Origin of the sequence: Haloplanus sp. CK5-1, from assembly GCF_037201915.1 — an archaeon.
Classification (GTDB): Archaea; Halobacteriota; Halobacteria; order Halobacteriales; family Haloferacaceae; genus Haloplanus; species Haloplanus salilacus.
Window position 1 is genome coordinate 698,370 of record NZ_CP147505.1, and the last position, 21,368, is coordinate 719,737.

24 protein-coding genes and 1 pseudogene are annotated in these 21,368 nt (G+C 69.8%); 9 read left to right on the top strand and 16 right to left on the bottom strand.

Annotated elements, in window-relative coordinates; genetic code table 11:
- Positions 1-24 precede the first annotated feature (24 nt).
- Both NBT81_RS03650 and NBT81_RS03655 read left to right on the top strand, forming a co-directional pair.
- Complete coding sequence (locus NBT81_RS03650) at positions 25-1,086, top strand: isocitrate/isopropylmalate dehydrogenase family protein (RefSeq protein WP_338741138.1); 1,062 nt, start codon at positions 25-27, stop codon at positions 1,084-1,086.
- A gap of 57 nt (positions 1,087-1,143) precedes the next feature.
- Positions 1,144-2,781: a potassium channel family protein gene (locus NBT81_RS03655; protein ID WP_338741140.1), complete on the top strand. Its 1,638-nt coding sequence runs from the start codon at positions 1,144-1,146 to the stop codon at positions 2,779-2,781.
- A gap of 21 nt (positions 2,782-2,802) precedes the next feature.
- Here NBT81_RS03655 and NBT81_RS03660 read toward each other — a convergent pair whose 3' ends face one another.
- Positions 2,803-3,351, bottom strand: coding sequence for a DUF1684 domain-containing protein (locus NBT81_RS03660; RefSeq protein WP_338741142.1), 549 nt, complete (start codon positions 3,349-3,351; stop codon positions 2,803-2,805).
- An 87-nt stretch (positions 3,352-3,438) separates the two neighbouring features.
- Between NBT81_RS03660 and NBT81_RS03665 the strand changes: the two genes are divergently transcribed.
- Positions 3,439-3,627: an HVO_2922 family protein gene (locus tag NBT81_RS03665; RefSeq protein WP_338741143.1), complete on the top strand. Its 189-nt coding sequence runs from the start codon at positions 3,439-3,441 to the stop codon at positions 3,625-3,627.
- 49 nt (positions 3,628-3,676) lie between these two features.
- Here the strand turns inward: NBT81_RS03665 and NBT81_RS03670 are convergent, their stop codons facing one another.
- On the bottom strand, positions 3,677-4,264 hold the full coding sequence (locus tag NBT81_RS03670; RefSeq protein ID WP_338741144.1) for a hypothetical protein: 588 nt from the start codon (positions 4,262-4,264) through the stop codon (positions 3,677-3,679).
- Between the two features lie 102 nt (positions 4,265-4,366).
- Between NBT81_RS03670 and NBT81_RS03675 the strand changes: the two genes are divergently transcribed.
- On the top strand, positions 4,367-4,948 hold the full coding sequence (locus NBT81_RS03675) for a DoxX family protein (protein ID WP_425498725.1): 582 nt from the start codon (positions 4,367-4,369) through the stop codon (positions 4,946-4,948).
- A 9-nt stretch (positions 4,949-4,957) separates the two neighbouring features.
- Here the strand turns inward: NBT81_RS03675 and NBT81_RS03680 are convergent, their stop codons facing one another.
- Together NBT81_RS03680 and NBT81_RS03685 are read right to left on the bottom strand one after the other, a co-directional pair.
- Complete coding sequence (locus NBT81_RS03680) at positions 4,958-5,848, bottom strand: universal stress protein (RefSeq protein ID WP_338741145.1); 891 nt, start codon at positions 5,846-5,848, stop codon at positions 4,958-4,960.
- A 112-nt stretch (positions 5,849-5,960) separates the two neighbouring features.
- Entirely contained in the window at positions 5,961-7,871 is a 1,911-nt protein-coding gene (locus NBT81_RS03685; RefSeq protein WP_338741146.1) for an ABC transporter ATP-binding protein, read from the bottom strand.
- A gap of 144 nt (positions 7,872-8,015) precedes the next feature.
- Between NBT81_RS03685 and NBT81_RS03690 the strand changes: the two genes are divergently transcribed.
- The gene (locus NBT81_RS03690) at positions 8,016-8,591 is read left to right on the top strand and encodes a metallophosphoesterase family protein (RefSeq protein ID WP_338741147.1); all 576 of its coding nucleotides are present in this window, start codon (positions 8,016-8,018) and stop codon (positions 8,589-8,591) included.
- Positions 8,592-8,643: 52 nt separating this feature from the next.
- Here the strand turns inward: NBT81_RS03690 and NBT81_RS03695 are convergent, their stop codons facing one another.
- From NBT81_RS03695 to NBT81_RS03740, 10 genes are all read right to left on the bottom strand, one after another.
- The gene (locus tag NBT81_RS03695; RefSeq protein WP_338741148.1) at positions 8,644-8,835 is read right to left on the bottom strand and encodes a DUF7333 family protein; all 192 of its coding nucleotides are present in this window, start codon (positions 8,833-8,835) and stop codon (positions 8,644-8,646) included.
- A gap of 95 nt (positions 8,836-8,930) precedes the next feature.
- On the bottom strand, positions 8,931-9,488 hold the full coding sequence (locus NBT81_RS03700; protein WP_338741150.1) for a DUF7261 family protein: 558 nt from the start codon (positions 9,486-9,488) through the stop codon (positions 8,931-8,933).
- Positions 9,485-9,895, bottom strand: coding sequence for a DUF7262 family protein (locus NBT81_RS03705; protein ID WP_338741152.1), 411 nt, complete (start codon positions 9,893-9,895; stop codon positions 9,485-9,487). The genes NBT81_RS03700 and NBT81_RS03705 overlap by 4 nt, the downstream gene beginning before the upstream one ends.
- On the bottom strand, positions 9,888-10,559 hold the full coding sequence (locus tag NBT81_RS03710; protein ID WP_338741154.1) for a DUF7263 family protein: 672 nt from the start codon (positions 10,557-10,559) through the stop codon (positions 9,888-9,890). The genes NBT81_RS03705 and NBT81_RS03710 overlap by 8 nt, the downstream gene beginning before the upstream one ends.
- A complete protein-coding gene (locus NBT81_RS03715; RefSeq protein WP_338741155.1) occupies positions 10,556-11,002 on the bottom strand; it encodes a DUF7266 family protein in 447 nt (148 codons plus the stop codon). Before NBT81_RS03715 ends, NBT81_RS03710 begins: the two co-directional genes overlap by 4 nt.
- Complete coding sequence (locus NBT81_RS03720) at positions 10,999-11,694, bottom strand: DUF7289 family protein (protein ID WP_338741156.1); 696 nt, start codon at positions 11,692-11,694, stop codon at positions 10,999-11,001. Before NBT81_RS03720 ends, NBT81_RS03715 begins: the two co-directional genes overlap by 4 nt.
- Entirely contained in the window at positions 11,691-13,628 is a 1,938-nt protein-coding gene (locus NBT81_RS03725; RefSeq protein ID WP_338741157.1) for a type II secretion system F family protein, read from the bottom strand. Before NBT81_RS03725 ends, NBT81_RS03720 begins: the two co-directional genes overlap by 4 nt.
- A gap of 380 nt (positions 13,629-14,008) precedes the next feature.
- Positions 14,009-14,800, bottom strand: a complete 792-nt coding sequence (locus tag NBT81_RS03730) for a histidine kinase (RefSeq protein WP_338741158.1) — start codon at positions 14,798-14,800, stop codon at positions 14,009-14,011.
- A 63-nt stretch (positions 14,801-14,863) separates the two neighbouring features.
- Positions 14,864-16,270, bottom strand: coding sequence for an ATP-binding protein (locus tag NBT81_RS03735; protein WP_338741160.1), 1,407 nt, complete (start codon positions 16,268-16,270; stop codon positions 14,864-14,866).
- A 194-nt stretch (positions 16,271-16,464) separates the two neighbouring features.
- Positions 16,465-16,719 (bottom strand): hypothetical protein, encoded by a 255-nt coding sequence (locus NBT81_RS03740; protein WP_338741161.1) that lies wholly within the window; start codon positions 16,717-16,719, stop codon positions 16,465-16,467.
- Positions 16,720-16,929: 210 nt separating this feature from the next.
- Between NBT81_RS03740 and NBT81_RS03745 the strand changes: the two genes are divergently transcribed.
- Genes NBT81_RS03745 through NBT81_RS03755 form a run of 3 tightly spaced genes read left to right on the top strand, consistent with a single transcriptional unit; the run spans position 16,930 to position 19,669 of the window.
- Positions 16,930-18,549, top strand: coding sequence for a HAMP domain-containing sensor histidine kinase (locus NBT81_RS03745; RefSeq protein WP_338741163.1), 1,620 nt, complete (start codon positions 16,930-16,932; stop codon positions 18,547-18,549).
- 54 nt (positions 18,550-18,603) lie between these two features.
- Positions 18,604-19,278 carry a ribonuclease H-like domain-containing protein gene (locus tag NBT81_RS03750; protein ID WP_338741164.1) on the top strand — a complete coding sequence of 225 codons (675 nt, stop codon included), beginning with the start codon at positions 18,604-18,606 and terminating at the stop codon, positions 19,276-19,278.
- Positions 19,279-19,336: 58 nt separating this feature from the next.
- Positions 19,337-19,669, top strand: coding sequence for a MoaD/ThiS family protein (locus NBT81_RS03755; RefSeq protein WP_338742605.1), 333 nt, complete (start codon positions 19,337-19,339; stop codon positions 19,667-19,669).
- Here the strand turns inward: NBT81_RS03755 and NBT81_RS03760 are convergent.
- Positions 19,638-19,839: pseudogene (locus tag NBT81_RS03760) on the bottom strand (acetamidase/formamidase family protein); the annotation flags it as partial. The gene NBT81_RS03755 and the pseudogene NBT81_RS03760 sit on opposite strands and share 32 nt — an antisense overlap.
- 132 nt (positions 19,840-19,971) lie before the next feature.
- Between NBT81_RS03760 and NBT81_RS03765 the strand changes: the two are divergent.
- Positions 19,972-20,568, top strand: a complete 597-nt coding sequence (locus NBT81_RS03765) for a class I SAM-dependent methyltransferase (RefSeq protein WP_338741165.1) — start codon at positions 19,972-19,974, stop codon at positions 20,566-20,568.
- Here the strand turns inward: NBT81_RS03765 and NBT81_RS03770 are convergent.
- Positions 20,565-21,335: a hypothetical protein gene (locus tag NBT81_RS03770; protein ID WP_338741167.1), complete on the bottom strand. Its 771-nt coding sequence runs from the start codon at positions 21,333-21,335 to the stop codon at positions 20,565-20,567. The two genes, NBT81_RS03765 and NBT81_RS03770, sit on opposite strands and share 4 nt — an antisense overlap.
- Positions 21,336-21,368: the final 33 nt, after the last annotated feature.

Genomic DNA, 21,368 nt, shown 5'->3' on the forward strand with positions numbered 1-21,368 from the left:
CAGGACGCCCGGCGACGCACGCCCATGTCCTACGATATCGCAGTGATTCCGGGCGACGGGATCGGCAACGAAGTCGTCGACGCCGTCGAACCGCTGTTGGTCGACGCGGCGGCCGCCCACGGCGTCGACGTGGCGACGACCTGGTTCGACTGGGGGAGCCAGCGCTACCTCGACGAGGGGTCGATGATGCCCGAGGACGGCCTGGACCGGTTGGAGTCGTTCGACGCCATCCTCCTGGGTGCGGTGGGCCACCCCGACGTGCCCGACCACGTCACGCTCCGTGGCCTCCGCCTCCCGATCACGAAGGGGTTCAACCAGCACGTCTGTAAGCGCCCCTCGCACCTGTTCGAGGGCGTCCGGAGTCCCCTCCGGGGCTACGAGGGCGGCGACATCGACTTCGTCGTCTACCGACAGAACACGGAGGGGGAGTACGCCGACGTGGGCGGGCGCGAACACCGTGGCTTCGGGAACGAGGTGGCGGTGCAGGCGTCGGTGTTCACCCGCGAAGCGACCGAGGCGGTCGTCCGCCCCGCCTTCGAGGCGGCGAGCGAGCGCGACGGCAAGTTGACGAACGTCACGAAGTCCAACGCGCAGGCCCACGGCATGGTCTTCTGGGACGACATCGTCGCCGAAGTGAGCGAGGAGTACCCCGACGTGGAGGTCGAACGCCTCCTCGTCGACGCCGCGAGCATGGACTTCGTCCGCCGCCCCGACGAGTTCGACGTCGTCGTCGCCTCCAACCTCTTCGGCGACATCCTCACCGACCTCGGCGGGGGGATCATGGGGAGTCTCGGCCTCGCGCCGTCGACGAACATCGACCCCAGCCGCGAGTTCCCCTCGATGTTCGAACCGGTCCACGGGAGCGCCTTCGACATCATGGGTCAGGGGATCGCCAACCCCCTCGGCACGGTGCTCTCCGGATCGCTCATGTTCGAGCACCTCGGCGAGGACGCGGTGGCCGAGGCGCTCTGGGGGGCCGTCGCCGACCAGTTGGCCGACCCCGACGCGCCACGCACCGCCGACATCGGCGGCGACGCGAAGACCGTCGCCGTCACCGACGACCTGTGCGACCACCTCACGGAGTGAGCGACCGCGGCGAGCGCACATCGACCGTATAAATACCCCCGAGCTGTTGGCTCCGGTATGCCGTTTCGGACCCGCCGGACCGTCTACTATCTCGCCTTGGTCGCCGCGGCGACCGGCCTGTTCACCGTCACCTACAACGTCGGGATGGCGACGTGGGAAGGGCGGCCACAGCCGCTGTATCGCTCGCTCGAGGTCGTGATCCAGAGCTTCACGACCACCGGGTACGGCGAGGACGCACCGTGGCGGACGCCACAGATGAACCTGCTGGCGATCACGATGCAGCTCGTCGGTATCGGGCTCATCCTCACTGCCGTGGACGTGTTCGCCGTGCCGTGGCTCCGGGAGGCGCTCGCGCCGACCGCTCCCGAAGCGATTCCGGACCTCGACGACCACGTCGTTATCTGTAAACACACCTCACGAACCGACGCCTTCGTCACGGAACTGGAGGCCAGAGAGCGGGCGTACGTCCTCGTCGAGCCCGACGAGGCGACGGCGAGCGACCTCCACGAGTCGGGCTACCGGGTCGTCCACGGTGACCCCGAGTCGACGGCGTCGCTCGCGAACGCGGGGATCGACTCGGCTATCGCCGTCGTCGCCGACGCGGCCGACGACACGAACGCGAGCATCGCGCTGTCGATCCGGGACCGTCGCCCGGACGTCCCCGTGATCACGCTCGTCGAGGACGCGGAGCTCGCCCGCTACCACCGCGCGGCCGGCGTCGACGAGGTGCTCTCGCCGCGGCAGTTGCTCGGGTCGAGCCTCGCGAGGCGCGTCCCGACCGTCGTCGCGGGAGACGCCGAAACCGTCGCGCTGGGCGAGGAGTTCGAACTCGTCGAACTCACGGTCGCACCCGAGAGCGACCTGTGCGGGCGGACGTTCGCCGACGCGGGGCTCCGCGAACGGTTCGGCGTGAACGTGATCGGGACGTGGGTCGACGGCGACTTCCGGACGCCAGTCGACCCGTACGAACGGCTCGCGGGGGGGATGCGGCTCCTGGCGGTCGGCGAGGCCGAGGCCGTCGACCGCCTGCGACGGGCGACGGGCGCGACGGTCCACGAGTTCGCCGCCTCGGGACGCATCGTCCTCGCGGGCCACGGCGACTCGGGGGCGGCGGCCCACGAGGCGCTGGTGCGATCCGGCGCGCGGCCGACCGTCATCGACGCCGAGGACGGTGACGACATCGACGTCGTGGGGGACACGCGCGACCCGGCCGTGCTCCGGGAGGCGGGGATCGAGAACAGTTCGGCACTGATCCTGACCGTCGGCGACGACACGACGGCGATCCTCACGACGCTCATCGCCCGCGAACTGAACCCGGAGCTCCACATCTTCGTCCGGGCGAACGAGGAGGCGAACGTCGAGAAGTTGTATCGGGCCGGCGGGGAGTACGTCCAGTCGCTGGCGACGGTCAGCGGTCGGATGCTGGCCTCGACGGTGTTCGAGGACGAGGAGGTGCTCGCGTACGACCAGCGCGTCAACGTCGTCCGCTTCCCGGCGGGGGAGCTGGCGGGCCACACGGTCGCCGAACGAGCGGTTCGGGCGGAGACCGGCTGTACCGTCGTCGCGGTCGAACGCGACGGGGAAACGATCACGGGGTTCGACCCCGAGACGTTCACGATCGAATCCGGAGACGGGGTCGTCGTCGTCGGCACCGACGAGGCCACCACGCGCTTCGAACGCGCGTTCGGTCCGTGAGCGATCGAGTCCGACCGCGGGTTAGACGTCGGGCGTCCGCTCGCCCGCCGGAACCGTCGTCTCCAGCCAGTTCTCCTCGGGCGGGAGCGGACAGGAGAAGGCGTCGCTGAACGCACAGAACGGCGTGTACGCGAGGTTGAAGTCGATGGGAACCTCGTCGCCATCGGAGAGGTCGCCGTCGGGGGCGAGCTCCATGTACCGGCCGCCGTGGTACGTCGCCTGCCCGGTCGTCTTGTCGCGGAAGGGGACGAACAGCTCCCCGTCCCCACCGTCCTGGCGGTAGCCGTGGAGGGTGTGGCTCTCGCCGTCGAGGTCGAAGTCGAGGGAGACGACACGCAGGTACCGGACCGTCCGGCCGTCGCTCGTCTCCATCTCGATGGGTTCGGGGTCGTCGTGGGCGGTGACGGTCGCCGTGACCCGGTAGTCGGCGTCGGGAGCGAAGTAGTCGAGGCCGTCGAAGCCCTCGCGCTTCTCGGGCGGGATCGGTGAACTCCGCTCCTCGGCGAAGACGCGGTCCTTCTCCGCCCGGTTCGCGCGCAGGCGGTCGGCGTAGTCGTCCGTGTCGGTCATACGTCCACTACCGGCGCGACGGGTTTCAGTCCGACGACTACCGTTTCCACCCCGGGTTTCTTGTTGCGCTCCGCCGAACGGTGAGCCATGCCGAACGCACGATTCGAACTGTTCGTCGACGCGGCCGACGAGTGGCGGTGGCGGCTCGTCGCCTCGAACGGCAACATCATCGCCGACAGCGGCGAGGGGTACAGCTCGAAACAGGGGGCGAAACGCGGCATCGAGAGCGTCAAGCGGGTCGCCGCGGACGCGGCGGTCAGCGAACTGGAGGAGTGAGGCGCGCTGCCCGGCGGCCGACGCGGTCAAGCGCGGCCACGGCGAGCACCTACCCGGGTAACACGTCGCCGAGGGAGGCACCGACGGCCATCACCGTCGACGTGACGAGACACTGTCCGGCGGCGATCAGGGGGGTCCCCCAGTCGACCCGCCCCCAGGCGGTCATCAGTCCGAAGCCCATGGCGGTCGCGAGCAGGGGGATGGTCACCAGACGGACCGAGACGACGCCGAACAGCATGTCCTCCCGAATCCGCTCGAACTCCACGGCGTGGAGGATGCCGTAGACGAGCGTCGCGCCGAAGGCGAGTGTCACCCCAAGCAAGAGCGGATGGGTGGCGATGTGTGCGCCGACTTCGAGCGTTCCCTCCTCGACGACCATGGGGATGCCGAAGACGAAACTCCCCACGAGCGCCTCGCCGACGTCGCGGCTGTCGAACGTGTCCCGCAGGTGACCGACCAGTCGGCCGGACCGCGACCGGCGGAGCGTCTGCATGGTTTCCATGACTTGCTTTCGTTCGTCCGGCGAGTCGACCAACTCCGCCAACTCCTCGAGTTCTTCGAACACGTCGTCGATGTCGGGTGGGTCGTCGGCCGTGGTGGGACTGCCTGCCGGTCGGTCGCCGTCCGTCCGCTTCATGTCGGACTCCTTCTCCGGCACCGACAAAAAACCGTCCCGGAGCGCGGTCCAAACGGGAGGCTGCGGCCAAGTCCCGGTGTCTGACTATCGGCGTGTGACTTTATGTCCGATCCGAGTGAACAGCCGAATATCACAGCCACCGAAATCAACATCCGAAGCACCATCGGCGGGATCACGGCCGAGGGGAGGATCCACACGCTGAGCGTCTGGTTCATCCTCGCGCTCAGGCTCATGATGGGCATCGCCTTCTTCCAGAGTGGAATCGAGAAGGTACTTTCGGGGAGTTTCGACGCGGCGGGGTACCTGCAGAACGCGCCGCCGTCGAACGGCAGTCCGGCCGCGGATCTGTTCGTCACTATGGGACAGACACCGTGGTTCGTCGAGTTCGTCAACGTGGCCGTCCCGTGGGGTGAGGTGCTGATCGGTCTGGGCCTGATAGTCGGGCTTCTGACACGCCTCGCCGCCTTCTGGGGGGCGTTCCTGATGTTGCTGTTCTATCTCGGCAACTGGGAGATCGCCCACGGCTACATCAACGGTGACTTCGCGTACATGCTCGTCTTCCTCTCCGTCGCCGCGTTCGGCGCGGGGCGAATCCTCGGGCTGGACGCGTACGTCGAGGGGTACGACGTCGGGGGCCGGCCGCTGATCGAGCGTTACCCCTGGCTTCGGTACCTGCTCGGGTGAGGGCGGCGATCAGTCGGCCCGAACGGAGAGGACGACGCTCCGGGCGTTGTCCCGGACGGTCCGGTTCGTCGACCCGGCGATGAACTGCCGGAGGCGTCCCTTGGTCGGCGCGCCGACGACCGCGAGCCCGTAGTACGCCGACTGGGTGATGATGGCTTCGGCGGCGCTCTCGGCCTCGACGATCCGCGTCGACGTCGCGTCCGGGCGGGCGATCCGGCGGGCCGCCGCCTCGACGTGTGCCTCCGCTCGGCTACGCCGCTCGGACGACGCGTCCTCGTCGACGACGTGAAACACGTCGACCCACGCATCGGCGTCGGCGGCGATGTGTCCCGCCACGTCCGCCGCCAGACCGGAGTGGGGTCCCCCGGCGACGGCGAGGAGGATCGAGGGAACCCGTTCGTAGCCACACTCCCCGCTCACGGTGACGACGTCACAGCCAGCGTGGAGCGCCAGCCGTTCGGCGAGTCCCCGGCGGAGCAGTCCCGACCCGGTCCGACCGGGCAGGACGAGGGTGTCGACGTCGTGTCGATCGATCGATCGCAACAGCCCGTTCGCGAGGCGGTGTGTGTACCGGAGCCCCGTGTCGGCGTGCGACGCCGAGGGCGTGTCGTCCTCGACCGCCCGGTCCAACAGGTCGGGTTCGTCGCCGACGGTTAGGTCTGCGCCGTGGACCGTCGTCGATCGGTCGGCCGCCGTAGTCGGATCGGTGACGTGGAGAACCGACTCCGACGCGCGCGCCAGCGACGCCGCGACACGGACCTGGTCGGACGCCGCGGGCACCCCGGACGACAGCAGGGGAACGAGGATGCGATCGCCGTCGACGCGGCCAGCGACCCGGGGTGTGTTCCCGGGCGAGCCGCCGGCTTCGACCAGCATCGCTGACGCGGATGCGAGACGCATGTCGGCCGACTACGACGCCCGACGGAAAAGGTGGTTCGATAGTTCAATACCGGTTCGTTCGGAGCGACGAGGTCTCTGCGGGGCGGAGCGGTCGTCGGCGGCGCGTTCCGGCTCAGTCGTCGAGGGCGTTGGTTCCCACCGGACGCTCGTCGGCTTGGGCGTGCCAGAGGTCGGCGTAGTCGCCGCCGCCGGCGAGCAACTCGTCGTGGCTCCCTTGCTCGACGACCCTCCCGTCGTCCATCACGACGATCCGGTCGGCGTCCTTGATCGTCGAGAGACGGTGGGCGATGACGAACGCGGTGCGGTCCGCGACGAGTCGTTCGATGCTCTCCTGGATGCGCTCCTCGGTCTCCGTGTCGACGTCGCTGGTCGCCTCGTCGAAGATGATGATCTCGGGGTCGTTCAGGAGCGCGCGCGCGATGGCGATCCGCTGGCGCTGGCCGCCCGAGAGCTTGATGCCGCGCTCCCCGATCCGCGTGTCGTAGCCGTCCGGGAGGTCGGCGACGAACTCGTGGGCTTCGGCGGCTACCGTGGCCGCACGGACCCGCTCGCGTGCGTCGGGATCACCCGATTCCTCGCCGTCCAACACCTCGCGGTCGCCGTAGGCGACGTTCTCGGCGACGGTCCCCGAGAAGAGGTACGGCTGCTGTTCGACGACCGCGACGGCGTCCCGGAGCGCTCGCAGGCGGTACTCCCGGACGTCGACGCCGTCGACCCGAACCGAGCCGGCGTCCACGTCGTAGAACCGGGGGAGAAGCTTCAGGAGCGTGGACTTGCCCGCACCGGTCCGTCCGGCGAGGCCGACCGTCGCGCCGGCGGGGACGTCGAGGTCGACGCCCCGAACCACGGGTGGTTCGTCGCCGTAGGCGAAGGTGACGTCGTCGAACGTGACGGCCCCGTCGACGGCCTCGGGGTTGTAGGGGTCCTCCGGGTCGGTGATCGTCGGTTCGCGCCCCAGCAGGCCGAAGACGCGTTCGGCACTCGACTTGGCGAGTTGGTACTTGTTCGCCGACTTACCGACGCGGCGCATCGGCGAGTAGAGGCGGCGAAGGTAGAGGAAAAAGAGCGCGAACGTCCCGGTCTGGAGGGCGGCCTCGCCGTCGGCGCTGGTGATGAAGTCCATCCCCGCGACGTAGAGGATGCCGACGAAGACGACGCCGGTCAGCAGGCGGAGGCCGGCGAAGAAGGCCCGTCTGATTCGGAGGGCGGCCACCTTCTCGTCGTGGTAGCGCTGGCTCTGGTCGGTGACGCGCCGGCGCTCGAAGTCGTAGCGGTCGAACGCCTTGATCACCGGAGCGCCGCTGAGGTTGTTGTCGAGGCGCGTGTTGAGCCGCGAGACGGTCTGTCGGATCGACCGATACCGTGGCTCGATCCACGTCAGGAAGTAGCCGCTGGCGACGCCGATGATCGGGACCGGTGCGAGCGCGATCAGCGCCAGCGTCGGCGAGTGCCAGTACAGCACGGCCGCGATGCCGCCGACGGTCGCCACCACGCGGATCAGCTGTCGAAACTCCGTGTTCAGGAACGACTCCAGTCGGTTGATGTCGCTGTTGAGGATGGACATCATCCCGCCGGTCTGGTGGTCGGTGAAGAAGTCGAGCGAGAGGTGTTGGAGGTGGTCGTACGTGTCGTTTCGGAGGTCGCGCTGGATCTTCTGGGCGGTCGACTGGAGGAGATACCGCGAGGTAAAGCGGGTGACCGACCGGACGAGGTAGGCGATGGCGGCGATGACGACGAGTCGCTGGAGGAAGTCGATCTTCGCGGCCTCGCCGGTGATCCGTCCCGGCGGCAGGAGGCCGACCGTCGTCAGCAGGCCGGGTTCGCCACTGGAGAGGACGACCCGATCGATGGCGGCGGCGACGATGATCGGCGGGACGAGGCGGGCAAAGCGCGTCACGAACGCCGACAGGATGCCGACGAACAGGCGTGGCCAGTAGGCCGTTGCGTAGGCCAGCAGGTTCACCATCGGATGGCCGTCGACGTTCTCGCGGACGCCCTCGAACCCGCCGTGGTCGTCGGCCATACCTCACCCGCAGGGACGCGGCGTGAAATATGCCGGGCTTTCGGGGAGACGGCAGATCTTCCAGGGGTTCGAACCCCCGCGAAGCACCGGACGACGCGGACCCTCCACCCGAACGGTTAATCCACGGGGCGACCACGCGGACGTATGGCCCGGTACGTCATCTCCGATCACCACTTCGGCCACGACAACATCATCGGGTACTGTGATCGGCCGTTCGGCAGCGCCGGCGAGATGGACACGGCGCTCTTGGACCGCCACTACGAGACGGTCGGGGCCGACGACCTGCTGATCCACCTCGGCGACGTGGCGATGGACATGCAGGACGGCCGGGAGACGATCGAGTACTTCGAGCGACTCGACGGCGACGTCCTCGTCCGGGGCAACCACGACGTCGGCCTCGACGCTGCGGCGGCCCCGTTTCCCGTGCTCGACTCCTGTATCCTCTCACACGGCGACTACCAGTTCTACTGCACCCACCGCCCCGAAGACGTCCCCGAGACGTGGGACGGGTGGGTCCTCCACGGTCACATCCACAACAACGACACCGAGACGTACCCCTTCGTGGCGTACGACGAGCGCCGGGTGAACGTGAGCAGCGAACTGCTGGGGTTCCGGCCGCTCACGCTCGAGACGGTGACGAGCGTGCTGGACGCGTGTCCACCGGGGAGTCGCCTCCGGGACGTCGAGGTGGCGCGGGAGCGACTCGCGACGGAGTCGTAGCGTAGCGTAGCGTCCCGTCCCCGTCCCCGTCCCACGGTCGACGGTCCCCGCCTCAGGCCGTCGCGCGGAACTCGCCGTGTTTGACGCCGATGCCGAACGCGACCAGGCCGAAGACGAGCATCGAGGGCGCGACCATCATCATGATCGTCCCGACGGCCATCACGCCGCTTGCGGCGAGGCCGCCGACGCCGACGGCGACGATCACGAGCAGTACTCCGAGAGCGACTGGCAGAGTGAACTCCATACGCCGGAGGAAGGGATCGGACCCTCATAAGCGGGTCGCCCCGAGCGGGTCGCGTCCCGACGGCGACGCGGCGTCGATGCTACGGCGCGGTCCAGTCACTCCGGCGTCGACCGCGCACTGACCCCGACCGTGCCCCGGACGCCCCGGATCACGAGCGTCGTCTCGGCGGTCCCGTCGGGGCCGCGGACGCGCACGTCGACGGCGACGGCGACGAGGGCGGTCGTGTCGGCCCGCGTCTGCGTGACGACGCCGTCGGTGACGACACAGTCGCCGAACTCGCGGGCCTCGCCGCGGGGACACGCTCGCTCGGCCCACCGCGTCGCGGCGGTAGTGTTGCGGACGACGGCGACGGCGTGGCCGCGGTCCGTGCCGGACGACTCGATCCGTTCCCGTGCGGGGGCGAGGCGGTCGACGACCAGATCGGCGAGCAACGCGTGTCTGCCGCCGTCGGTCCGGTTGGAGAGCGCCGTCGTCGCGTCGCCGACCGACCGTTCGAGGGATCGCTCGGCGTCGGTGAGCGTCGTCCGCGCGTCGGGCGTGGAGGCCGCGTCGCCGGCGTAGCCGAGTTGGGCGTACGCCAGCAACATCGGCACCAGGGCGGTGACGACGACGGCGGCAGCCAGGAGAACGAGTTGTCCCCGTCGGCGCGTCATCCGTACCACACCCTGACGGTGACCGAACCGTGTCGCGTCGGAGCCGTCGCCGATCCGACGACTCGCCCGGGCGGCCGGGGGTGGCCGAATGCGCCGTGTGGCGTGACGACTCGGAAGGCGGTATCGGCCGGAAGCAGGCGCTCGATCCGGTCACGGGTCGGGCCGCGGACCTCCTCGAACGAGGACTGGGTTCGTGCGAGCGCCACCAGTCGCGCGCCATCACTCTCGGCCGCCGGCTCCGAACCGAGAACGGTCACGGTGTCGTGTGCGAGGGCGTCGAGTCGTGGCTCCGCCGAGGGTGTCGGCGTCACACCGACGGTGAACCCCGCAGCCACGCCGACGACGAGGAGGACCCCGACGGCCGCCTCGACGACCGACAGCGAGAGCTGTCCCCGACCCCTACGCATCGACGGTCACCGTCAGCGTCCGTGCCTCGACGGTCACCGGCCGATACGTCACTGCGACGCGCCCGGTCGCGTTCGCGCCGGCGTCGACCCGGAGCGTCGTCGGTTCGTACCGCGAGAGTCGGGTGGTCGCACTCATGTCGAGGCCGCCGTCGTCGTGGAGGACGACCCGGTCGTTCGCCCGGACGGTCCGAATCGTGGTGTTCGGCCCGGGGTCGATGTCGACGGTCACCCGATCGACGCGTCGGGGGACGCGAATCGTCGATCCGTTGTCGAGGCCGTCGACTCGTCGCGTCTCCTCGGACCGGGAGACGACCACGACGCTCCGCCGGACGGTCGTCCCGCCGCCGGGCGCGCCACGGACGACGACCGGGTCGCCGTCGATGGCGACCCGGACGTCGGCTCCGGCGACCGGGGGTGAGAGGTCGTCGAGGTGCGTCGCGTTCAGGCCGCCGACCGCGTCGGCGTCGAGGGCGTTCGCCCGGACGGTCGTCGGGGCGTCGGCGGCGACCAGTCGGTCCGCGGTCGCTCGGGCGGCGTGGCGTTCGCCCGGGTCGCGGTCGGCCTCGGCGAGGGCGGCGTCGGCGAACGTGACCCCGAGGACCGTCGCGCCGGTCAGGAGGACGAGCGCGACGGCGAGAGAGAGCAGGTTGGTCTGTCCCCTCACGAGAGGATCACCCGGATACGGTCGTTCCCACCCCGAACGCGGATCCGGGCGGGGTCGTCGCTCTCCCACGACCCCTCGACCGAGATAACTCGGTCGGGGAGCGCAAGGCGGACGCGCCCGCCGAGGTCGGCGTCGGGATGGTCGAGGACGAGCGTCCGGTTCACCGCGCGGATCCGGTAGGTGGACCGCCCGATCGTGTCGGGGAGAGAGACGGTCCGGGTCACGTCGACGGCAGTCGACGGCGGTGGGACGGACGATTCGACTCCCTCGGCGGCCGACGCGAGGGTTCGGTCGCCCACCTCCGTGGCGGCCGCGGTCCGGTAGTCGGGGAGGACGCCGCCGTGGAGGGTGGTCACCAGCGAGGCGACGTACAGGAGGACGATCGCGGCCTCCAGTCCCTTCCCGACGACGGGCGTGACCCCCCGGTCGCGGTCACGACTCATCCACCCACCTCCACGTTCAGGTCGTGGACGAACAGGTAGACCTCCTCGACGTCCGGGAACCGCGCGACGACGCTCGGGACACCGTCGTCGTCGAACGACCGACGAGTGGTCGTCGCACCAACGGCGTCGAACCGCCGCTCCCAGACCCCGGGTGTGCGGGTTTCGACCGCGAGTCCGAAGCCCCTGCCCGAGAGCCGCCGACGCTCGTGGGTCACGTTCGTCCGCAGGACCGCGTCGCCGTCGACGGCAACTGCGTCGGCATCGAGGACGGGCAGGCCGACGAACAGCGCCCGGTTTCGTGTCGAGACGGGTGGCGGGGTGTGGAGGCGGGCACCGCTCCCGGTGTCGCGGACGGTCCCCCCGGCGACGTAGCGGACCCGGTGGTCGCCGGCGGCGTAGACGAGGCCACCGACCGACCGTTCGACGACCGGTTCGGTGCCGTCGAGGAGCCTGACCGTCCGCTCGACGGTTCGGAGTCGTCCCTCGGCCACGGGGAGGCGACGCTCGTGGGGGCCGCTGCGCTCGGTGTCGAGGGCGTCGCCCATCGCCGACGCGACGCTTCGGCTCTCGGCGGCGGTGGCGCTCTCGTCGACGACGGAGCCGACGGCGACGGTGAGTGCCGTGATGCTCACGACGGTCACAGCGAGCAACACGGCGACGCCGATGATCGCCGACTGGCCACGATCGGTCATATCATTCCCACCCCCGCGAAGACGGCGTGACAGACCACGACGAGCGCACCGGAGTGCAACAGCGCCTCGTAGCGTCCCCGGCTGGCGGTGCCGGCGAACCACCCCGACGCCAGCATCGTCGCCTGGGTGACGACGTAGAGCCGGTAGCGTTCGCGGGCGATGTCGATGGCCGACCCTTCGATCACGTAGCCGCCCGCGCCACGCACGCTCGCGAGCTGTTCGAACCCGTCGAAGACGTGGAGGCCGACGGCGACGGCGATGCCGACGACCAACAACGCGGTCGTCCACCCGACGGCGACGTACGCGAGCAGGTTGGCCCGGAGTTCGCGCTTCTCGTGGTAGAGGCGTCCGATCTCCGTCTGGAGCGTGTCGAAGACCGTGCCGGCGTCGCTCCCGGCGTCGAGCGCCCCCGTCACCAGCCCGACCGTCTGCTCGGCGAGTGGCGTGCCGACTCCTTCGACGAACCGGTCGAGCGCCGCAGCGCGGGCGTTCTCGTCGGTGCTCGTCTCGGGCGTAGTGAACCCCAGATTTAGTGCGAGGTCGGCCACGTCGGGGTCGAGCGGCCCGAAGTCAACGTCGCTGGCGACGAGTTCGACCGCGCGCGGGAACGGGCGACCGAGGTTGACGTGGCCGGATACGGCGTGGACGAAGTCCTTGATCTCGCGGTCCTTCGCGTCGTCGAGGCGGGCGCGTCGGACGCCGACGACACCGACTGGGAGGGCGTAGGCGGCGTAGCCGAGGAGGGAGACGTCGACCGGTCCGAGCCCTACTGCGTGGAGTGCGACGCCGACGGCGACGGCGGGGGCGACGGCGACGGCGGCGGCGCTGGCTGGGTTTCGGGTCGCGGTCAGGAGCGTCGCGGTGACGCCGGGTGGCCGATCGTAGCCGACGGTCTGTCCGGGTGGTCGGAGTCCGGCGACGACGATGCTCGCGCCGAGACCGAGGCCGAGGACGAAGCAGGCGCTGGTGTAGACGACGAGCGCTCGGGGGGTGGTCGTCCCGAGTGGCGTCGCGACCGGCGTCGAGAGGCCGGGGGAGATGATCGCGAGGACGGTCAGCACGATCACCAGCAGCGTCGGCAACACCAGCAGGACCATGAACACCTCCGAGAGGAGTTCGAGCAATCCGGTCGCTCGCTGTCGGGCGCGGTCCTGCCGGTGGGCGAGCATCCGGCTCTCCATTCGGAGGTAGTTGGCGAGTTCCGCCTCACCCTGCTGGGCGTGTTCGCTGAACTTCAGGAGGAAGGGTGCGAGTAGGTCTCGAGAGGGGGTGTCGCGGGCGACGCGCCGCAGGCCCTCGTGGAGGCTCCCCGTGAGCGAGGCGGTGTTCAACACCGCCCGGATCGACACCGCGGTCTCCCCGTACGGGTCGGTGTCGGCGACTTTCCGGAGCATCGCGCGGTGGCCGTCACCCCCCGAGGAGAGGACGTGTAGATACCGGACCGCGCCGGGGAGTGTGCGCTCGATGTCGGACCGACGAGCGCTCGCCACCCAGCGCAGATACTGGCCGCCGACTCGGACGATCGCGGCCTTGACTCCCCCACCGGCGACCAGCGCGGCCGTCACCGCGACGAGCGTCGGCGAGGGGGTCGGAAGCCCGAACCGGGCGAGTGGGAGAACGGCATCGAGGGCTCCCACGGCCGATTCGGGGAGCGCGTCCGCGAGCGTCACGGCGGCGACGACGGCGGGACCGGTCACGGCGAGCGCGACGACCCACGAGAGCCCGTAGACGCGAGCGAGATACACGTCGAAACTGAGACGGAGGTCGGTGCCGCGGTACCGTTTTCGGTCACGAACGTGGCGTCGGTCGTCGGCGTGGCGGGCGAAGAGGGCGTACAGGAGGCGGTCGATCGGGGTGGTGTACCCGGTCGGCCCCACCGACTCCGGGGACGACACCCGGTCCGTCGTCGACGTCGTCCCCACGTCGTCCGACATGCGGCGACCTGTCGCCCGATCACACTTAAACGTTGGACGCAGTTCTCAGAATTGAAGTCGCGTTGCCTCGGCCGTCGCGAGGGGTCGTCCATCCCGGCATCCGTGATCCGGAAGCGCGGCGGGCTTCGTCCCGTCGGACGCGGTCGACCGGGTCGCGGTCCGGTGTGCGCCGCGTGTGGCGGTAGTCGCCGAGTCGAGTACGGCTCTGTGGGCCGATCCTACTATAGTAGCGTTTGTAACTGTCCGCACACCTGATCGAACGCTGTCATGCGATCAGGTGTGTGATGACTTACAAAGGCTACTATAGCGTTCGAACGAATCGTCGAGGTGGTCACGGTCGTCCCATCCGAACCGTCACCGATGCCCGACGTACTCGTGACTCACAACTCCCGCGCGACGTACGCGTCCAGATCGGCCACGAGCGACTGATCGAACGTCCAGAACCCCTCCCACACGTGTGGCTCGGTCTCGATCGCCAGCAGTGCGACTGGGTCGTGGTCCGTCGACGGCGAGTCGGGCGCGTTCGCGTCCGGGGTCGGTGGCCTCGGCCTGAACAGGACGACCCACGAATCCCGGAAGTCGGCGTCGTGGCCGACGTGGGTCGTCACGTCGAAGCGCTCCGACGGCACCCAGTCGGGACGACCGTAGACGTGGACGTCGACGTCCGTCTCGGCGAGGCGCTCGTAGACCCGGCGCGTCCCGCGTTCGTCCTTGATCCGGGAGAGGTACTGGAACGACGCCCGGTGGCGACCGTGCCCGGCCTGCCAGGCGATCCCTTCGATGTACCGGGAGACGACGACGAGGAGGAGTTTTTCGGTGTTCGACTTCGGATAGCCACGGAGCGTGAACCGGACGTCGTCGAGCCGTTCGAGCACCGCGGGCATGTCTAGGTCGTCGATGCCCATGGCGCCGGTGCGGTAGAGGTCGGAGTTGACGGTGACGATGGTGTCACGGAGCGCCGACAGGGGCGACGTCGCAAGCACCTCGCCGTCCTCGACGAGGAGGACGGTGTCCGTTTCGACGTCCGGGACGGCTCGTTCGCTGACCCGTACCGGCTGATCGTCGAACGTGGCTTCGAGGACGTTCAGGATGGGGTCGGGGCTCGACCGGTTCGCGACGAGGAGGGAGCGCCGGGACTCGTCGGCTCGGTCGAGAAAGCGCTTCAGCGACATGCGTCCCTCCCGGGGGACGTCGCGTCGGTCGCGGTCGAACGTGTGGGGCGTGTCGTCGGCATCTCAGGCTCGCTGGAGTTCGACGGTGACCACTGTTCCGCGTGGCTCGTTGTCCGCGAGTCGGACGCCGCCACCGAACCGTTCGAGCAACTGGTCGACCAGGTAGAGGCCGAGGCCACTCCCCGAGCTTCGCAACCCCTGTTCGCCCTGATCGAACACCTCCTCCTTCCGGTCGTCGGAGATGCCGGGGCCGTTGTCGGCGATGTGGACGCGGACCGTCTCGCCGACGTCGACCGAGACGGTGATCCTGATCTCGTCGGCGTCGTTGTGGAAGACGGCGTTGTCGAGCAGGTTGGTGAACACCGACGACAGGAGCGGCGTCGCCAACACCTCGACGTCGGGGAGCGCCCCGTCGACCTGCAGCGAGAGCGAGTCGGCCTGGTACGCGAAGTTCGATCGGACGCGCTGGAACTCCGTGCCGAGGATGTCGGCGAGGGCAACGGGTTCGAGCGTCGGGTCCTCGGTGCTGACGATGGTGGCGAGGTCCCGAACCGCTTCGGTCAACTCCAGCGTGTGTGTCGCCGCGTCCATGATGCGGTCGAGGGCCTCGGCGTTCTCGCCCGACACGTCGTCGCGGAGCTGTGATCCCCAGCCCCGGATAACCGTCGCGTCGTTGCGGATGTCGTGACGGACGATCTGGTTCAGGAGTGCGTACTGATCGCGTTCGGTACTGAGCGCTCGTTCGGCCTCCGTGCGGGCGGTGACGTCCTGCTGGAAGCCGACCCAGTTCGTCACGGTGCCGGTACGGTCCCGGAGCGGTGCGAGCGTGACGGCGTTCCAAAACCGGTCGCCGTCTTTGTGCTCGTTGAGGAGTTCGACGGTCGTCGACTCGTTGTCGTCGATGGCCTCGCGAAACCGGGCGACGGATTCGGGGTCGGTCGTCTCGCCCTGGAGGAACCGACAGTTCCGCCCGAGAACTGCCGTCACGTCGTAGCCGGTGATCCGCTCGAAGGCGGCGTTGGCGTAGATGAGCGGGTTGTCCGGGACGGTGTAGTCCGAGATGGTGATCCCGACGGGCGCCTCGTCCATCGCTCGCTCCTTGAGTTGGCTCCGGGACCATCCGGGCGACTCCCGGTCGGCGACGCTCAGACTCGCGTACCAGTCGCCGTCGTGGACGAAGGGTTCGATGCGCAGCCGGTGCGTTCGGTCGTCGTCGCTCGCGTGGTAGGGGAGCGTCAGCGTGATGGCGAGTGCGTCGCTCGCGTCGGGATCGGTCGGCGGTTCGTGGTGACTGGTGGCGAGTGTCCCGAGGTAGTTCGTCACCGTCCGCTCGACCGACGGGTCGACGCCGGTGGTGTCGAGGAACTCCTCCCACGCGGCGTTCGACGTGATCCGCGTCCGATCCTCGTCGACGATGGCCGCACCGATCGGCAGTGATTCGAGCGTCCGGGCGGTGAATTCGTCTGACATGCGTGTTCGGTTGAGTTCGGGCCGCCGTCCGGTGTGGACCGTGCCCACGGTAGTGGCCCGTGTGCGTTCGTCCCCACCTGACGATGCGTCGCGTATAACGCTGTCCCGCGAACTATCAGCGCTGAAAACTGACGATCGCGGTCGGGTCGGCGACGGCGGCTCCGCCCCTCACGGACGCACGTCGGTGCCCCCGATCAGTCGCCGTCGACGACGAACCGGCGGAGCAGGGTGGCCACCGTGACGCCGTAGACGGCGGCGGGACCGAACCCGACGACGGCGGCGACGAGCGACGGATCGGTACCGGGTACCAGCGAGTACACCGCGGGCAGGAGGAGGCGAATCGAGGCGACGAAGACGCCGAAACCGACGGCGACGACGACCACGACGCCGAGGGCGGCGAGCGCCATCGTCGGGCCGTCGCGCCGGATCTTGGCGAGTACGTCGGTCATCGGTCCGTCCCCGCGGGGTCGTGAGCGGTCGGAACGACGACGCGGGCCGTCGCGTGTCGCAACCTTGCGGTCCGTGCTCTCGAAGCCGGCATGCTCGACCGTGGGCGTCGATGCGGTTAGCTCTACCGCCGACAGTCCGACCCCGCGATTCTCACGAATGATTCTGTCAGGGGGCACATATATATTCGGCTAGCGAACCGTATCGTAGAGATGGCGCGACTGTCGGCTCGGACGTACGGATCACTCCTCACCGCCGTGGGCGTTCTCCTCGCCGGGATTCACGTCCGCACGGCGCTCGATCTGTGGTCGAAGCCGACGGTGATGGTCGTCGAGGCGTTCGTGCCGCTGGAGCTCTCGCTGATCGTGGCGCTCGTCGGGGTGTTGGCGGTCGAAGAGCGGCTGTGCTTGGATCGATTCGCGGACCGGATGCTAGTGTGGGCTGGGATCGGGACGGTGGTACTCGGTGCCGTCGCGGGATGGGTGTTCGTCGACGCCGCCGTTCGGGGACGGCCGGTGCCGGAGACGAGGCGGATGGTCGTCAGCGCGGCCACGCTCGGTACGGTCGTCGGGGTCGTCGTCGGAATCTACGACGGCCGGGGGCGGCGCGAACAGCGGCGCGGGGACCGACTGACGGGGGTCAACGACACGCTCCGCACCGCGACCCGGGAGGTGGTGAACGCCACCACTCGCGAGGGGCTCGAACAGGGTGTCTGTGACCGGTTGACTCGGTCGGCGCTCTACGACGCCGCGTGGATCGGCCGTTACAGCCCCGGGGCGACTACCGTCGCCCCCATCGCGTGGGCGGGCCACGACGAGGCGTACATCGAGTCGCTCGAGGTCAGCGTCGACCCGGACGAATCGATCGGGCAGGGGCCTGGCGGGGAGGCCATCCAAACCGGCGAGCTCCAAGCCGTTCAGGACGTGGCCGCGGAGCCGACGCTGGAGCCGTGGCGGGACATGTTGGCCGAACGGGACGTGGCGTCGCTGGCGGTCGTTCCCCTCGTCGGCGACGACGCCGTTCACGGCATTCTCAGCGTGTACGCCGATCGTACGTTCGTGTTCGACGCCCCGGAACGGGAGGCACTCACCGAACTCGGCGAGAGCATCGGCAACGCCATCGACTCGATCCGCGCCCGGGACCGACTCTCCCGACGCGAGCGAGAACTCGCCCGACAGAACGAGCGACTCGACGAGTTCGCCAGCGTCGTCAGTCACGACCTTCGGAGCCCGCTGAACGTCGCGACGGGGAACATCGAACTCGCCAGAACGGGGGAGGACGACCGCTTGGATCGGGCGGCGAACGCGCTCGACCGCATGAACGAGTTGATCGACGACGTACTCACGCTGGCGCGGGAGGGGCGGACGGTGAGCGAGTTCGAGTCGCTCGACCTCCGGGGTGTCGCCGAAGCGGCGTGGGCGACCACCGACACGCCGGACGCGACCCTCGGATTCGAGGGTGACCTCGGTACCGTCCGCGGCGACGAGAAGCGGGTCGTCCAGGTGTTCGAGAACCTGTTTCGGAATAGTGTGGAGCACGGTTCGACCGAAACCGGCACGGAGGAAAGCGCGGGCACGGGCGGGGCGACAGTCACCGTCGGTCGAACCGACGACGGGTTCTACGTCGCCGACGGCGGGCCGGGCATCCCCGAGAGCGAGCGCGACGAGGTGTTCGAGGCGGGGTTCTCGACCGACCCCGAGGGGACGGGCCTCGGCCTCAACATCGTCCGGACCATCGGGGAGGCCCACGGCTGGGAGGTCCGTGCGACCGAGAGCGCGGCGGGCGGGGCACGCTTCGAGTTCGACGGCGTCGAACCGGGCGACTCCGACTGATCGGGTCGACCGAGACACGAACCTTCATGTCCAGTCGAGTAGCCACACGAGACGATGCGCTACGAGCGTCCGGACGCCGACCACGGTCGGGTCGTGACCGTGGACATCGAGACGACGGCCACCGACCCCAGCGAGGGTGAACTCGTCGCCGTCGGCGTCGGCGTCCACGACCGCGCGCGGCCGCTGTCCGACGCGACGTACGAACTCTGCCACCGACGGGGCGACGACGAGGGCCGGGTGATCCGCCGGGCGATGTCGTGGCTGGACGACGCCGACCCGGACGCCCTCGTCACGTACAACGGCGTCGGCTTCGACCTCCCGTTCGTCCGCGGGCGACTCGACCGACTTGGCGTCGACCTCGACCTGCCCTCGGTGACGGAGCCACCGGCACACGTCGACCTGTTTCGCGACCGGAAACGGCGGGCCGAGGCGTCGGGAGAGCCGTGGCCGAGTCTGGAGGCGTGCCTCGAAGCCTACGGCTACACACCACCGCGGACGGTCTGGCGGGGGGAACGGGTCACCAACGAGCGGTTCGGCGAGGAGATCGGTCCGGCGTACCTCCGGACGTTGGGGACCGACACGGGGGCGCGGCTCCGAGCGACGCTCTCGGAGGTGATCGACCACTACCTGCGGACGGACCTGGAGGCGACGCTGGCGCTGTTCGCGGCCGACGTGGGGGCGTCGGTCGACGCGGCGTATCTGGGGACCGAGCGACGGTTCGAGGGGTGAACGGAATCCGAACGGTCCGAGCCCACACAGTTAGGTGCGCGAAGCGCCACCACGACCCATGGAACTGACCGTCTACGGGCCGCTCCGCTCGGCGACCGGTGGGAAGCGAGTCAGCGTCGATCCGACCGAGCGAACGGTCGAGGCAGTCGTGCGGGCGTTCGTCGACGCCTACCCGCGTGCGGCGTCGCACCTGGTCGACGAGTCGGGCGACCTCCGGCCGAGCGTCCGCGTCAGGGTCGACGGCGAGCGAGCCCCCTCGACGCCGACTGCCCGCCAGACGCCGAGGTTGCGCTGTTTCCGGCGATGCGTGGGGGTTAGTGGCCGTACTGGTCGCGGACGGTGTCGGCCAGTCCAACCGCTTCGACGTTCTCGACCCGGATCGGTCGGGTGACCTCGTGTCCGCCGCGGAACTCGGGGGTGACCATCGGCCCCCAACACGCCGGCGGCGTGTGTGCGGATCGTCCCGCCGTCGGCGACCGTTCCGGCCCACTTCCGGTCCGGTCCGACGAGGCCGAGCGTGAACTGGTCGACGTCGAGTTCCTGTCGAATCTGCTCCGACATACGGTCGAAGGTGGGGGTGTGCAGTATTAACCGTTAGCGCGGCCACGCGGTCACTCGGACGCGGCGTCACACGGCACGAAGCGAGGTGGCCGGAACCGAGAGCCCTACGCCGCTCCGGCCCATCACGCCGCCATGGACCGCGATGCGATCCGACGGGCGTGGGACGACATCGCCGAGACGTACGCCTGGCGGCGCGACCCGACCGGCTCGGACGCCGACCTGCTCGACGACCTGACGGCCGACCTGCCGCCCGACCCGACGGTACTCGACGCCGGGTGTGGCGACGGGGCGCGGACGCTCGCGAACCTGTCCGGCGAGCGTATCGGCCTCGATATCTCGCGGCGGGGGCTGGAACTCGCCGGCGACACCGTCCCCGATGCCCACCTCGTGCAGGCCGACATGGGGGCCCTCCCACTCGCCGACGGGAGCGTCGACGCCGTCACCGCGTACCACGCCGTCTTCCACGTGCCCCGCGACGGACAGCCCGAGGTGTACCGGGAGTTCCACCGCGTCCTCCGGCCGGGCGGCACGCTCCTGATGACGCTCCCGAGCGGCCGGTTCGAGACGGTGCGCGAGGGGTGGATGGGCGGGCGGATGGTCTTCTCGTCACCGGGGCGCGACCGGACGCTGGATCACCTGCGTGCGGCGGGGTTCGAGGGCCTGCGGACGGAGACGGTGACCGACCCGCTCGGGAGTCGCTCGGCGTTCGTCTTCGCCCGGCGGGGTTAGTCGCGCTCCATCGGGGCCGAACACCGCAGACAGAGGACGTGGTCGGCGATCCAGTTCACGTCGGTCGAGCCACAGGCCGGACAGCGGTGGTTGTCGTCGCCGTAGGCGGTGGTCCCGCGGGGTGCGGCCAGCCGTCCGTCGTCGACGACGCGGTCGACGAGCGAGGGGAAGCGCTGGCGTTTGTACGTCGCTCGCCGGGCGAGAAACGCGCCGGCGTCGGCGGGGTCGCTCCCGTGCAGGTCGGCCCACTCGACGGCGATTTCGCCGTTCGCCGGGCCGCGGGCCACCTGCTTTATCGGGGCGGCGGCGGCCTCGAACAGCGGACTGGTCGCGACCCGTCGTGGGTCGTCGACGCCGTCGGCGTCGCGGTAGGCGTCGGCGGCGTCCGCGTACGCGTCGTCGACGCCGTCCATCGCCGCGACGGTTCGGAAGTCGGCGACGAACTCGGCGAGACAGCCCCGCTGTGCCGGGGCGTCGAGCGTGGTCAGCAGGTCGCGCGCGACGGCGATGCCTTCGGCCCCTCGGCGGGTTGCGCGGGCGTCCCGCCCCGCGACGCGGTAGGCGACGGCCGAGACGACCAGCCACCGGAGCCCCGCGCCGACCCACCCTCGTTCGTCGGCGTCGAACGGGCTCAGTTCCTCCGGGGGGCGCGGGTCAGCGAGGGACAGCCACGCCGCTCGCGTGAACTCGTCGCCCGCGCGTTCCGTGGCTCGGTCCGACAGGGCGGCGACGGCGGCGGCGACCCGGTCGTCGGTGTCGGTCTCCATGCCGGTCGTGGGGCCCGGACCGTGACAAGGGCG

Bases quoted from the DNA above. Each gene is read 5' to 3' on its own strand.
- NBT81_RS03650 (WP_338741138.1), top strand. From the start codon at position 25: ATGTCCTACGATATCGCAGTGATTCCGGGCGACGGGATCGGCAACGAA.
- NBT81_RS03655 (WP_338741140.1), top strand. From the start codon at position 1,144: ATGCCGTTTCGGACCCGCCGGACCGTCTACTATCTCGCCTTGGTCGCC.
- NBT81_RS03660 (WP_338741142.1), bottom strand. From the start codon at position 3,351: ATGACCGACACGGACGACTACGCCGACCGCCTGCGCGCGAACCGGGCG.
- NBT81_RS03665 (WP_338741143.1), top strand. From the start codon at position 3,439: ATGCCGAACGCACGATTCGAACTGTTCGTCGACGCGGCCGACGAGTGG.
- NBT81_RS03670 (WP_338741144.1), bottom strand. From the start codon at position 4,264: ATGAAGCGGACGGACGGCGACCGACCGGCAGGCAGTCCCACCACGGCC.
- NBT81_RS03675 (WP_425498725.1), top strand. From the start codon at position 4,367: ATGTCCGATCCGAGTGAACAGCCGAATATCACAGCCACCGAAATCAAC.
- NBT81_RS03680 (WP_338741145.1), bottom strand. From the start codon at position 5,848: ATGCGTCTCGCATCCGCGTCAGCGATGCTGGTCGAAGCCGGCGGCTCG.
- NBT81_RS03685 (WP_338741146.1), bottom strand. From the start codon at position 7,871: ATGGCCGACGACCACGGCGGGTTCGAGGGCGTCCGCGAGAACGTCGAC.
- NBT81_RS03690 (WP_338741147.1), top strand. From the start codon at position 8,016: ATGGCCCGGTACGTCATCTCCGATCACCACTTCGGCCACGACAACATC.
- NBT81_RS03695 (WP_338741148.1), bottom strand. From the start codon at position 8,835: ATGGAGTTCACTCTGCCAGTCGCTCTCGGAGTACTGCTCGTGATCGTC.
- NBT81_RS03700 (WP_338741150.1), bottom strand. From the start codon at position 9,488: ATGACGCGCCGACGGGGACAACTCGTTCTCCTGGCTGCCGCCGTCGTC.
- NBT81_RS03705 (WP_338741152.1), bottom strand. From the start codon at position 9,895: ATGCGTAGGGGTCGGGGACAGCTCTCGCTGTCGGTCGTCGAGGCGGCC.
- NBT81_RS03715 (WP_338741155.1), bottom strand. From the start codon at position 11,002: ATGAGTCGTGACCGCGACCGGGGGGTCACGCCCGTCGTCGGGAAGGGA.
- NBT81_RS03720 (WP_338741156.1), bottom strand. From the start codon at position 11,694: ATGACCGATCGTGGCCAGTCGGCGATCATCGGCGTCGCCGTGTTGCTC.
- NBT81_RS03725 (WP_338741157.1), bottom strand. From the start codon at position 13,628: ATGTCGGACGACGTGGGGACGACGTCGACGACGGACCGGGTGTCGTCC.
- NBT81_RS03730 (WP_338741158.1), bottom strand. From the start codon at position 14,800: ATGTCGCTGAAGCGCTTTCTCGACCGAGCCGACGAGTCCCGGCGCTCC.
- NBT81_RS03735 (WP_338741160.1), bottom strand. From the start codon at position 16,270: ATGTCAGACGAATTCACCGCCCGGACGCTCGAATCACTGCCGATCGGT.
- NBT81_RS03740 (WP_338741161.1), bottom strand. From the start codon at position 16,719: ATGACCGACGTACTCGCCAAGATCCGGCGCGACGGCCCGACGATGGCG.
- NBT81_RS03745 (WP_338741163.1), top strand. From the start codon at position 16,930: ATGGCGCGACTGTCGGCTCGGACGTACGGATCACTCCTCACCGCCGTG.
- NBT81_RS03750 (WP_338741164.1), top strand. From the start codon at position 18,604: ATGCGCTACGAGCGTCCGGACGCCGACCACGGTCGGGTCGTGACCGTG.
- NBT81_RS03755 (WP_338742605.1), top strand. From the start codon at position 19,337: ATGGAACTGACCGTCTACGGGCCGCTCCGCTCGGCGACCGGTGGGAAG.
- NBT81_RS03765 (WP_338741165.1), top strand. From the start codon at position 19,972: ATGGACCGCGATGCGATCCGACGGGCGTGGGACGACATCGCCGAGACG.
- NBT81_RS03770 (WP_338741167.1), bottom strand. From the start codon at position 21,335: ATGGAGACCGACACCGACGACCGGGTCGCCGCCGCCGTCGCCGCCCTG.